General features: G+C 37.2%; 11 protein-coding genes, 1 other RNA gene and 3 pseudogenes. 5 read left to right on the forward strand and 10 right to left on the reverse strand.

Translation table 11 applies throughout. The features are described from left to right. Nucleotides 1-127 (forward strand): annotated as a pseudogene (locus DCO44_RS16215) (IS5/IS1182 family transposase); the annotation flags it as partial. Nucleotides 128-318: 191 nt separating this feature from the next. On the opposite strand, the gene pepP reads toward DCO44_RS16215, so the two are convergent. Both pepP and DCO44_RS16225 read right to left on the reverse strand, forming a co-directional pair. Next, nucleotides 319-1638 (reverse strand): Xaa-Pro aminopeptidase, encoded by a 1320-nt coding sequence (gene pepP, locus DCO44_RS16220; protein WP_116763694.1) that lies wholly within the window; start codon nucleotides 1636-1638, stop codon nucleotides 319-321. Between the two features lie 76 nt (nucleotides 1639-1714). Continuing rightward, the gene (locus DCO44_RS16225) at nucleotides 1715-2344 is read right to left on the reverse strand and encodes a UPF0149 family protein (protein ID WP_116763696.1); all 630 of its coding nucleotides are present in this window, start codon (nucleotides 2342-2344) and stop codon (nucleotides 1715-1717) included. A 64-nt stretch (nucleotides 2345-2408) separates the two neighbouring features. Between DCO44_RS16225 and DCO44_RS16230 the strand changes: the two genes are divergently transcribed. From DCO44_RS16230 to ssrS, 3 genes are all read left to right on the forward strand, one after another. After that, nucleotides 2409-2966, forward strand: a complete 558-nt coding sequence (locus DCO44_RS16230) for a hypothetical protein (RefSeq protein WP_116763698.1) — start codon at nucleotides 2409-2411, stop codon at nucleotides 2964-2966. Further along, nucleotides 2963-3247 (forward strand): cell division protein ZapA, encoded by a 285-nt coding sequence (locus DCO44_RS16235; protein WP_116763700.1) that lies wholly within the window; start codon nucleotides 2963-2965, stop codon nucleotides 3245-3247. The genes DCO44_RS16230 and DCO44_RS16235 overlap by 4 nt, the downstream gene beginning before the upstream one ends. Nucleotides 3248-3347: 100 nt before the next feature. Then, nucleotides 3348-3532, forward strand: a non-coding RNA gene (gene ssrS / locus DCO44_RS16240) — 6S RNA. Nucleotides 3533-4068: 536 nt separating this feature from the next. Here ssrS and DCO44_RS16245 read toward each other — a convergent pair. The 8 genes and pseudogenes from DCO44_RS16245 to DCO44_RS16280 form a co-directional block, all read right to left on the reverse strand. Continuing rightward, nucleotides 4069-4731 carry a helix-turn-helix transcriptional regulator gene (locus DCO44_RS16245; RefSeq protein ID WP_116763702.1) on the reverse strand — a complete coding sequence of 221 codons (663 nt, stop codon included), beginning with the start codon at nucleotides 4729-4731 and terminating at the stop codon, nucleotides 4069-4071. Nucleotides 4732-4931: 200 nt separating this feature from the next. Continuing rightward, nucleotides 4932-6338 carry an aldehyde dehydrogenase family protein gene (locus DCO44_RS16250; protein ID WP_116763712.1) on the reverse strand — a complete coding sequence of 469 codons (1407 nt, stop codon included), beginning with the start codon at nucleotides 6336-6338 and terminating at the stop codon, nucleotides 4932-4934. Nucleotides 6339-6575: 237 nt separating this feature from the next. Continuing rightward, on the reverse strand, nucleotides 6576-7160 hold the full coding sequence (locus DCO44_RS16255) for a TMEM175 family protein (protein ID WP_116763704.1): 585 nt from the start codon (nucleotides 7158-7160) through the stop codon (nucleotides 6576-6578). Nucleotides 7161-7169: 9 nt separating this feature from the next. Further along, the gene (locus DCO44_RS16260; RefSeq protein ID WP_116763706.1) at nucleotides 7170-7877 is read right to left on the reverse strand and encodes a YoaK family protein; all 708 of its coding nucleotides are present in this window, start codon (nucleotides 7875-7877) and stop codon (nucleotides 7170-7172) included. A 222-nt stretch (nucleotides 7878-8099) separates the two neighbouring features. Continuing rightward, complete coding sequence (locus tag DCO44_RS16915; protein WP_228157563.1) at nucleotides 8100-8249, reverse strand: hypothetical protein; 150 nt, start codon at nucleotides 8247-8249, stop codon at nucleotides 8100-8102. 322 nt (nucleotides 8250-8571) lie between these two features. Further along, the gene (locus DCO44_RS16270; protein WP_116763708.1) at nucleotides 8572-8736 is read right to left on the reverse strand and encodes a DUF1427 family protein; all 165 of its coding nucleotides are present in this window, start codon (nucleotides 8734-8736) and stop codon (nucleotides 8572-8574) included. A gap of 52 nt (nucleotides 8737-8788) precedes the next feature. Continuing rightward, nucleotides 8789-10657: pseudogene (locus DCO44_RS16275) on the reverse strand (amidohydrolase). Between the two features lie 70 nt (nucleotides 10658-10727). Further along, a pseudogene (locus DCO44_RS16280) lies at nucleotides 10728-11414 on the reverse strand (hydrolase). 169 nt (nucleotides 11415-11583) lie between these two features. Here DCO44_RS16280 and DCO44_RS16285 point away from each other — a divergent pair. Further along, a complete protein-coding gene (locus DCO44_RS16285; RefSeq protein ID WP_116763710.1) occupies nucleotides 11584-12216 on the forward strand; it encodes a LysR family transcriptional regulator in 633 nt (210 codons plus the stop codon). Nucleotides 12217-12300: the final 84 nt, after the last annotated feature.

Below are 12300 nucleotides of genomic sequence, written 5' to 3' on the forward strand. Positions count from 1 at the left end.
AGTTGAAAATGCCTTTGCGAGGTTAAAACATTTTCGAGCGATTGCAACCCGATTTGATAAGCTGGCACGAAATTATCAGTCTATGATTTACATTGCTTGTATGTTCATTTGGTGTAAAGCCAAATAAGGACACGCCCTAATGTATCGCTATATGTAAAATAATTTAGTTTCCATCAAACGAGCAAAATATACTTTATACAAAACTTAAAAAAAATAGCCCCATATCAAGGAGCTATTTTACGCAAATTATCTTCTATGAAATATTGCTATTCAAAATGATAAAGCCAATCATAAGATTGGCTTTCATCTTGTTAATCCTTAAGCCATTAATGCTTCAATATCTGCAATCGATTTTACAACGCCTTTGGTTAAAACCAGTGGCCCATTGGCAGTCGCAACGACATCATCTTCAATACGAATACCAATCCCACGCCATTTTGCATCCACTGTTTCATCATCTGGCGCAATATAAAGACCTGGTTCAATCGTTACAACCATCCCTTCTTCATAAGGACGCCATTCACCAGCTTGTTTGTATGCGCCAACGTCATGCACATCCATGCCTAACCAGTGTCCCGTGCCATGCATATAAAACTGATGATAAGCTTCGGTTTTAATAATCTGTTCAATATCACCCTGCATAATACCAAGTGACAATAAGCCTTCTACCAAAATACGCACTGCAACATGATGTGGCTCTTTATAGGAGTTGCCAATTTTGACCGCCTCAATTGCTGCAAGCTGTGCGTTTAATACAATTTCATATAACGCTTTTTGCTCAGGGCTAAACTTGCCATTTACAGGGAAAGTACGGGTAATGTCGGACGCATACAGCTCATATTCACAAGCAGCATCAATCAGAACCAAATCACCATCTTTTAATTCTTGATTATTTTCCACATAGTGCAAAATACAGGCATTGGCACCCCCACCCACAATACTGTTATAGGCTGGTACGCAACCTTGTTGCCCAAATACATAATTCAGCTCGGCTTCCAATGCATATTCCATCATGCCCACATGCACAGTTTGCATGGCACGAGTATGGGCTTTTGCACTAATGTTCGATGCAATTTGCATCAATTCAATTTCTTGTGGTGTTTTAAATAAACGGATTTCATCTAAGATACGATCCAGTTGAATCACTTGTGCTGGCGATTCATTGCCACGGCGTTGTTGTGCATCTGCCTGCTGAATCCATTTGCTGACACGGACATCAAACTCAGAACTGTGTCCAATCCGATAGAATAATTTCTGTTTATTCAGTAATTTCTCAATGATTTCTTCATCAAGTAAATCAATCGCATAAGCTTCATCGGCTTCATAATCATCAATTGCACCGTCAATTCCTGCACGGTAGCCATTCCAGATTTCCATCTCACGATTACGTTCACGGCAGAACAAGCTATAGGTATAGCCTTCATCTAAAGATTCATACGTTTCAATCACAGCAACCGCTTCTGGTTCTGCAAACCCCGTCAAATAGAAAAAACTACTGTCCGCTCGAAATTTATAGTCTGCATCCCGATTACGAATGGCCACTGGGCTGGTGGCAATAATCGCGATACTGTGTGGTCCCATTTCCTCTGCGAGGCGGTCACGACGTTCCTTAAAATCTACTTGAGTCAGTTTTTTCATTGAATGTTCTTCGGTCTTGTTGAATAAAGAATAGGGTTGCTGTGTTTGCGATCTTAAAGCAAAAAATCGACCAAAATTAACTTGGTCGATGTGGTGTAAACATTTCTACAACACTGTTGTCAGTACTCGTTTTATTCTGCTGCATTTTGGCATGAAAGTTTTGCAACAATGAACTTTCATCTACCGCTACTTTCGTGCGACCTAAAGCCAAGCTCACAGGAATCAAGCGTACAAACTCATACAGTTCTAGATAACTGTCCTCACCTTCTTCGTCATTGTCAGATTCTTCAAATTCAACGGCAGCCACATCTTGTAAATGCTCAATCAGCTCCATTTCATCGGCACGAATATGACCTGATGCTAAACCAAAACCCAATACTACACCTGCACACCAGTCTGCCAGTGCTTGCACGCGATCTACCAACACATGTTCATCATCTGGTAATAAAGGCAAGTAGTCTAATTCATCTTCCGAGAGTGCATGCGATACGTCTTCTGCTTCACCAGTAAGTACTGTTAAAGCCATATCACTTAATTCTGGAACATTAAGGGTCGCTAAAATTTGTTGCCACTCTTCACGCGTCGGTGATTCAGTCACACAAACTATACCTGTGAGTAACCCATGTAACTCACTTGGGCTTGAAATCTCTTCAATTTGTGAAAAATGTTGGTTCCATTCCGACCAACCTGAAATATCGTCTTGCATTCGTTTATCCAATCTCTATACTTCTTATATATTACCTTTGTTTGCAACACTGTGCGACTACGTTATGTTAGAAGAATTACAGCGTCTACAGGCGCATATTGGCGTTTTAAAATCCCGACTCACGCATTATGAAACTGAAAATAATGCATTAACTGAAGCCAGCGCAACAGCAGCTGAACAGCATCATGCCCAAGTTGTGCATAAAAACGGTATCATTACCAAAAAACAAGAAGAAATTGAGAACCTTACAGAGCAATTGACTGAAGTCCAGTCCCAATTTAAGCAACTGAATACCGATGCAACTGCTTTAGCAGACCGTTACAGCCGTTTGGAAAAAAGCTGTACCGATTTAAAAAATCGTTTTCAGGATATTTTAAGTGAACGTAATGAATTACGTGTCATTAAAGAAAAAATGCAGAATGAACAACGTCATGCGCAGCAAGAAATTCAAAGTTTGCAGCAGGAACGTGATAGATTGTTACAAAAAAATGAGTTGGCACGTACCAAAGTGGAAACGATTATTCAGCGCCTATCTATTTTAGGTACTGAACAAGACCAGCATGCACAAGAAATTCAACAATTGGCCCATCCCACCGAAGTAAATGAGGAAATGCAATCATGAGTGAACAAATTCCTGTTGAACTGCGTGTATTGGGACATAGCTTTCGTTTAGCCACCACAGAAGATAAAAAGCCAGAGTTAGAACGTGCTGCACAATTGCTGAATGACAAATATGATGAATTTCGACGTCAAGCACCGCGCATTGAACCCAGTAAACTGATTATTATGGTTGCTCTTGAGCTTATGCAAGAAGTGCTCGCAATGAATAAATCCTTACAGGAATATGCACATTGTGAACGTTTACTCAGCACCATTCTTGAAGATGTCAAAACGCTTACCTAGTTTCACGTTTATTTGCATAATCTCTCGACAAATAGCACTTAATTTTACAGTTCTTTGCCTACGATGATTTGCCAGTATGGGTTTATCCGTTATACTAGGCTTAACTCTGAGATGTTCGCCAGCGGGTCTATTCCCCTGCCGATACTTAAACTTATGGATTGCGTTCTGTATATTTAGAGTGTATGCCCGCCTTCGAGTGGGAAACCCGGCAAGTATACGTCGCGTCCACCTTGAACTCATCGGGTTCAGGGTAACGACACATGCAGCGGCATCATCGGAGTGCTTTATTTTATATAAGAATAATAGCTTATCCACAACAAACTCTTTCCCTTTAAAATCACTTCCAGTCGATGTATCGTCTAGATGCAGCATCCAGAAACATTATCCTCAGTTGCATATGTCTATTTGAATTTGCTTTTAACCATGCATAGCTGAGTTAGATTAAAAGTTAAAGTTTTCCTCAATCATTTAATTTCAAGCCAAAATTCGTGTATGAGGTCTGCCTACTTCTATAAATGTGTTTAGAGTAGCTCATGAACGTTCACCTCTTTCACTTACTTTGACAATACTTGGCGCCGAGTTCGCCACCATATAATTTAATGTGCAGTTTCTTTACCTTCGTCAAACTAAGAGCATAATAGCCAATCAATTTTCTAAGTCTTTCCGTCTATATTTTACTGTTTATTGCTGAATAAGCCCTTATAAATAGATTTTCGGCATAAACCCAGCATAAATACGAAGCACTTAAATCCAACAAGATCTTTATGGATTGATATAAAAAAAATTGTTATAGAATCTATTTAAACATATTAAATGTCTGACTATCTGATTAGTTTACACACCAATTCTTGTCTGCTATTTACATTTAATTTCTGATAAATATGTTGGACATGAGTTTTTATGGTCGACAAACTACAATTGAGTTTTTTGGAAATTTGAATGGCTTCCAAATTTGTAAATAATTCCTCCAAAACCACAATTTCTTTTTTGGTTAATTGATATTGATCCATGATTTTATCTTTGTTAATCATGTCGACATGATGATGAAAGTGATCGATAGATAATCTATGAAAGGCTTCAAATATTTTCTTTTCTTGCTGATTAAATTTGACTTTGCCCCATTCTCTAAAAATACTCAGACCAAAGATCGGTTGTCCATCGCGCTTTCTGAAGAAAAATTCAGCAGTATCTTCAACTTGCCAGCGCTGCATAAAGTTTAAAAATATTTCATTGGGTTGATGTTGCCCCAAAAGTACAATGTTCTGATCATCATGATAAAAATGCTGAAAGCTCACAGGATCATATTCAATTTTGCCATTTAAATATTCATCAATTGCACTTTTTGATATTCCACCTTGCTCAAAATCATAGGCATGTTGAATATTATCAATTTTATATGTTAGAAAACCATCAATATCGGAAGCGTGTTTGATTTGAGCAATAAAATTCTGGCTAAATTGCTGAATAAAATTATGATTAAACATAAATTTTCATCATCCTTTTGAAAATTTAATCTAATAAATAGAACAAAACTATTAGCTTCCTGCCAATAAATAAGGTGACCGATGTATAGTCAAAAATATTTATTTAGAATATTTTCTACGGTTTTAATATAGTTAATACACAAGTATATTAAAACCTAGAATCTCTCTCATCAATCACACATATTGATCTATTTTTCTCATTATTGAGAAATATGAATGGCTTGTTTATGTGTAAACAATAATAATCCACTTAAACCAAAAGAGTAACCTAACCCCGACATTTTCCAGCCGCCAAACTCGGCCGCGGGTGAAACATCAGAATGGCTATTAATCCAAACCGTACCTGTTTCAAGTCTGCTGGCAATTTCTTGTGCACGATCTAAATCTTTGCTCCAAACTGAACCACCTAAACCAAAAATACTCTTGTTGGCACGTTCAATCACATTATCAACATCACTAAATTTGATGATTGGTAAGACTGGACCAAACTGTTCTTCATCGACCAAAGGCATGCCTTCTGTGACGTTGGTCACTAACGTTGGTGGAATAAAATAACCATGTTCACTTACTTTTTTCGCCTCAGTGATAATCTGACCACCTTGTGCCACAGCATCCTCAATCATGCCTTTGACTTTATTATATTGCACATGATTTTGAATTGGACCAAATGTAGTCGTTGAATCTAATCCACTACCGACCACTTGCGCATTGGCGATTTGAGTTAGTTTCTGTGTAAGCGCATCATAAACATTTTCGTGTACATATAAGCGCTTTAATGCTGCGCAGGTTTGCCCCATATTCAAGAATGCAGAACCAAAGATTTTTTCGGCTGCAACATCGACATCGACATCATCTAATACAATCCCGACATCATTGCCGCCCAACTCAAGCACCACACTCTTTAAGGTATTTACCGAATGTTTTAGAATGCTTTGACCGGTACGCGTTGAACCTGTGAACGTCACTTTATCCACATCAGTATGTTCACTCAGTGCCTGACCTACATCGCCTTTACCTAAGACAATATTACACACACCTTTTGGCAAATGACGGTTAATAATTTCAACCAGTTTAATCGTGCTGAGTGGGGTAAATTCAGATGGTTTGTTCACCACGGTATTTTTGGTTTTCAGCGCAGGAAAGAAATGCCAGATTGCAATCATAAATGGCCAATTCCAAGGGGTAATTGAAGCCACAACACCCAACGGACGGTTATAAACCTTTATTGTCTTGCCACTCGGATCGGCAATGGTTTCGACTGGCACTTCCAAACTGGTTATGTATTCAATCCAATTTGCACCAGCTTCAACTTCAAATTGTGCCAAAGCTAACGGTTTACCCTGTTCAGTGGTAATCAACTGAGCAATTTCATTACTTTCTGCGCGAATATCTTGTGCAATTTTCAGAAAACTTTCATTAATCGTCTGATCAGTCACATGCTGCCATGTTTTAAATGCAGCACGCGCAGCTTGTACAGCTTGATCAACTTGTTCAACTGTTGCACTGTTCATCTCGACAATCGTTTGCTCTGTTGCAGGATTTAACACTGCAAAAGCTTCGCCCTGACCGACAACCGTTTCACCATTTAACAACATGTTACTATTCATCTGACTCATATCCATATTGATGTTCTTTTACATGAAGTTTATCGCTGATTATTATTCATAAACTCATCCTTTGGGATGATTTTAACGCAACTTAGCATAAAAACAATACACTTTATTTATTATTTTCACAAATTTGGTATCAGTATTTTTAAATGTAATTTTACATGTATTTAACAAAATAACAAAGTGGATCAGCTTTGTTATTGCTCAATTCAAATCATGACACCCTGATCACTGTTAGCTTTGATGTTCTTTAAAATATTGTTCAATCTTTTTATTGGGTAAAAACCAAAAAATTGCCAGCATTCCCAAAGTAAGTAATGTCAATTTTGTATTGATAAAACTGAGAAAAATGGATGTGCCGTAAAGTATTACAGAAATAAATAATTTATTGTCTTTACCTAGCAAGTTGGCAGCTAAGGAGTCCTCTCCCTCTGATTTGATAAGCGTTTTTTCCAACAAATGATAGGACAATGAACACATAAAAAGAATAAATGCATACAGCGCTGTCGGTATTTGGGCATAATTGCTATAAGAAGACCACCCTGTGGTCAAGGGAATCATGGTTAACCAAAACATTAAGTGTAAATTTATCCATAAAATTTTTCCATTAATGCTTTTCACCACTTGGAATAAATGATGATGATTATTCCAATAAATTCCGACATAAATGAAACTCAGGATATAACTAAAAATCAGATGTAATTCATCTTTTAGTGCTGATAAATCCTGACCTTCAGGAATTTTAAGCTCCAATAGCATGACCGTAATAATAATTGCAAAAATTCCATCACTGATTGTTTCTAATCGGAGTTTATTCATCTGTTACTCCTATTGCGGCTCAACAAATCGTTGTTTTGCAGCAAGATAAGACAAATACAACACAGGAATAATAAAGAAAGCAACACTCCAAAAATCTAAGTAAACATATAAAAATGCACCTAAAAATGCGCCAATTACAAAACCAATGACTATACTTAAGCTATGTTGTAACTTATGTTTGTTATCATCACTTTTTTTTCGCAGATAATTTGAAATATCAATCCCAAGCTGTGTAGTATTACCTGTCATCATCGTACTTGGGCTGATGTGTTTAATTAAGGTTTTACTTGAGGTATTTCGAATCGCTAACGCAATTAGGCCTAAACCACCTGTAATTGCCACTGTTACACTATCGGCATCTTTAAATGGTTCAAAATACAGTCCTGCAAGCATAAAACCTGTTAAAAAAATGGCTTCACCCAAAAACAAATAACTTAAAGTGATGTGTTTTTGCATGCTGCGGTCAATCCAATATTTGGTAATTACCACAGTTAAAATAAATAATGGGATTGCGCCAAGTTTAATCCAAATACCAGGCCCACCTTTGACCCATGCTGCGCCCGCCAAGACTAAGTTTCCTGTCACGTGTGCAGTAAAAAAACCAAATAATGCAATAAAACCAATGGTATCAATTGCACCACCTACAATGGTCAGTAAAATTGGATCTCGACAAATACTCCAAAACCCTTTAGTTTTAACCGTTTCTACATTTTCCATTTTTAAATCCTGAATAAATTAAATCATATAAAAATTGGGCTTTTTTATAATTTTCTCGATAGATATAAGTCAAAATCAATAAGATCGATGGAACAATAACCAGCGATGAAAGCGTAAACTTATATACGATCACAGCAACGACACATCTCAAAGTGAAACCAAACATAGTCAACAAGATTGAATATAAACGTTGATAAATCTGTGATTTTTTCTGTAGTAGGATTAGAGAAAAGTTTCCCCCATATCAAGCATAAGCTGTGTAATTGAACCTGTCATCACCATGGTCAGAGATCCTTTGATCCAATGAATACGATGCATGGCTTTTTGTATTACCATTGCCAAAACTAGCAACATACCAACAATAAAACTCATGACCGTATCGCAATTAGGACAAAGTAAATAAAAACTGAAAATACTGCGTCTAAACTAAAAAACACAAACATAAGCTTTGGAAGAAATGCATAGGAGTTTTAAAAATTGCTGATTAAACAATTTCATCAATAAAACTGTAATACAGAACATGGGCAAAGTAGCAAGTTTCACTCATGCACCAACGTGGCTATCTGAGACTAAATCCCCCAAAGTTACCTGTTACAGGTGTAGCAATAAAAACCCGCTGTGCCGACATAACCTGCATTAAAACTTAGAAGTTTTCCTAGATGAATTCACATCATTTATTCAAAAGCTTTTGTTTTTAACTCATTAAATTTTTAATCATAGGGATCAGTTGCTCACCAATCACCATACCCAATAAGCCACATAGTGCAACCAATGGAGGAGCTGGGGATTTCACATTGAGTAAGTAATACAGAACACCTACAAGCAGTCCTGCTGCCAAAGAAATAAGATACATTTTCATGAAAGACTCTCTAAAACCCACCCTATTTCAGGTGGGTTTTTTCAAATAGCATTTAGAAAGCAAAACATGAACAGCCTAACGCTCCCCAGAATGCTTTTTTATCTTTATCATTCACAGGAATATCAAGCATCCACGCATGTGAATGTGCATGCATACCGCAACTACTAGAACAAGCACATGAACCGCTTTGTAAAGGTTGTAAGGAAGGTGCATTACGGTTTTCAGACTTACGCTATTGCCCACCAAAGCGTTTGACTGGAGACCACTCAGGAGAAGCTGGTGGAAGTGGTGGATCTTCTTGTTTAAATTCAGCACCTGCATAAACGACTTTACCGTTCATAATTGTCATCACTGATTCGATAAACTGGATCTCATCGCCTTCAACAGCAAAGTAGTCATCAGAAAGTACGACTAAATCAGCATGCTCACCAGTTACTAATGCACCTTTTTGACTTTGTTCTCCTGAAAACCATGCAGAACCTTTCGTCCAAAGTTTTAACGCAGTCTGACGATCAAGCAAATCTTTCTCATCATAAAGCGGCAAACCACCCACTGTTTTTCCTGTTGTTAGCCAAGCTAAACACACCCACGGATTGTAAGATGCCACACGTGTTGCATCTGTACCCGCACCAACTGGAACCCCCAACTCAAGCATTTTTTTCACAGGTGGTGTATCTTTTGCAGCTTCTGTACCATAACGCTGTACAAAAATTTCACCTTGATATGCCATGCGATGCTGAATCGCGATCCCTCCCCCTAATGCACCAATTCGCTCTATATTTTTTTCAGATACTGTTTCAGCATGGTCAATAATAAAGCGGGTCTCGAATGGCTTTTTCCCATTTACACGCTCAAAGACATCTAATAAACGGGCAATGCTTTCATCATAAGTCGCATGGATTCGGAACGGCCATTTCTTATCAGATAAATGCTCGACAATAGCTTCTAGTTCACCTTCCATTTTTTCAGGCAAATCAGGACGTGGTTCATAGAAATCTTCAAAGTCGCCTGCTGACCAAGTCAGGTTTTCACCTGCACCGTTCATCATCAGCAATGAATCACCATCACCAGGAAAGGTCATTTCAGTCCATTTTTTATAATCTTCAAGTTCTGCTCCTGCATTTTGCGCAAATAAGTTATACGCAATACGAACTGTCATTTGATCTTTTTCATGAAGTTCGCGAATAACATCGTAATCTTCAGGATAGTTTTGACCTCCTCCCCCAGCATCAATTGCTGAAGTTAAACCTAAACGGTTTAGCTCACGCATAAAATGGCGTGTTGAATTAACTTGATCTTCTACAGGTAATTTTGGTGCTTTCCCCAAGGTTGAATACAGAATAGCGGCAGATGGCGTTGCAAGAAGCAATCCTGTTGGTTCACCTTTTTCATCTCGTTCAATTCTTCCACCCGGTGGATCTGGCGTATCTTTATTAAAACCAAGCACAGCTAGGGCAGCGCGATTCAGCATTGCACTGGCATATAAATGCAAAATAAATACAGGTGTGTCAGGTGCTGCTTTGTTAATTTCAGCTAAAGTTGGTAAACGCTTTTCAACAAATTGAAATTCTGTCCAGCCACCAACCACTCGTACCCATTGCGGTGCTGGTGTATTATCGGCTTGTTGTTTTAAGAGATTTAATGCATCAGTAATTGATGGAACACCTTCCCAGCGCAGTTCCATATTGTAATTTAAACCGCCACGAATAATATGCAAATGACTGTCATTTAAACCAGGAATCACACGACGACCATTCAAACTCACAATTTTTGTTGAATCTTTTGCCAACTTCATAATGCTGTGTTCATCGCCTATCGCCACAACTTTCCCATCGGCCATGGCTATGGCTTCTACTTCTGGCTTTTGAGGATCAAGTGTTGTTATTTTTCCATTCTTGAGAATCAGCTGTACATCGGTCATGATCTTCTCCATTTGTAGCTGAATTTATTTTTTTAAAACGCGCATATTGCATACCTCATTTTTAAAAATTTTATTTAGCTGGGACTGGCGCTAATACTTCATGTTGATTTTTTGTTCTTTCTGTAGCTTTATGCACCATGGTATACGCATAATCTACCCCCATGCCATATGCACCAGAGTGTTCTCGCACGATATCCATCACCGCGTCGTAAGTCTCACGTTTGGCCCAATCACGTTGCCATTCAAGTAAAACCTGTTACCAAGTCACAGGAATAACACCAGCTTGAATCATCCGTTGCATAGCATAATCATGTGCTTCTTTTGACGTACCACCTGAGGCATCAGCTACCATATAAATTTCATAATCGCCTTCTAGCATTGCGCCAAAAGAGAAAGTGATATTACAAACTTCAGTCCAAAGACCAGAAACAATTACTTTTTTACGACCATTTTTTGCTAGTGCATCACGTACTTTCTGATCATCCCAAGAGTTCATTGATGTACGCTCTAAAAGTGGAGCATTTGGGAAAACATCAAGTAATTCAGGGTATGTATGTCCAGAAAAACTCTCTGTCTCTACTGTTGTAATCGTTGTTGGAATATCAAAAACTTTTGCAGCTTTTGCTAAACCAACAACATTATTTTTTAAAGTTTGACGGTCAATTGACTGTACACCAAATGCCATTTGAGGTTGCTGATCAATAAAAATAATTTGACAATTGGTTGGAGAAAGCTGTTCTAAAAGTGACTTATTCATGTTTTGTATCACTACATATTTATATACGAATCCTTATAAAATCATAATTAGATGTAAGACACTACTCATAAAATTAGATACAGACTGTATCCCTCTAAGATACAATTATTGATACAAATATTGTATTCAGGTACTTTAACAATAATTAAAACGATCTCTCTAAAATTGAATGGATAAATTAGACTGTATAAATACTTTTATTAGTGTCGTTGAACATGGAAATTTCAGCAGTGCTTCACGTAATTTAGGTATCACTAGAGATCAAGTTGCAAAAAGAATTTGTTATTTAGAAACTATTTTTGATACTGTTTTATTTATTCGGAACACTCGAAACATGAGTTTGACCCATTCAGGAGAAAAATTTTACCAGCACTCTAAAATAATCATGAGTGAATTTGAATGGGCTACTAGTGATTTTACTTATGATCAGGAGTTTCCTGGAGGCGTATTAAGAATCAATGCCCCTCTTTCATTTCAACAAACTTATCTTTCAGAAATTATTTCAAACTTTATGACCCTTTATCCTCTTATTAAAATTGATTTATTTCTTTCGGATAAAGTTATAGATATTAATGAAGAAAACTATGATATTTCCCTAAGAATAAGTCAAAAAAATACGAATGAACCTCATGTCCATTTATTTAGTATCCATCACAAATACTTTTATGCAACTAAGAATTATTTTAAAAATCATGGCAAACCAAAAACATTAGAAGAGTTAAAGCAACACAATCTTTTATTATATTCACAAACCAAATTAAACAATAAAATTATTCTTACAAAGAATAGACAACTTGCATAACTCATAAACCGAACAATCATTTGCTGTAATTCTGCACCGACATTTTTTGATATTTCATGCATAATTTATGCATGAAATATATTG

Origin of the sequence: Acinetobacter sp. AM, assembly GCF_003105055.1 — a bacterium.
Lineage (GTDB): Bacteria > Pseudomonadota > Gammaproteobacteria > Pseudomonadales > Moraxellaceae > Acinetobacter > Acinetobacter tibetensis.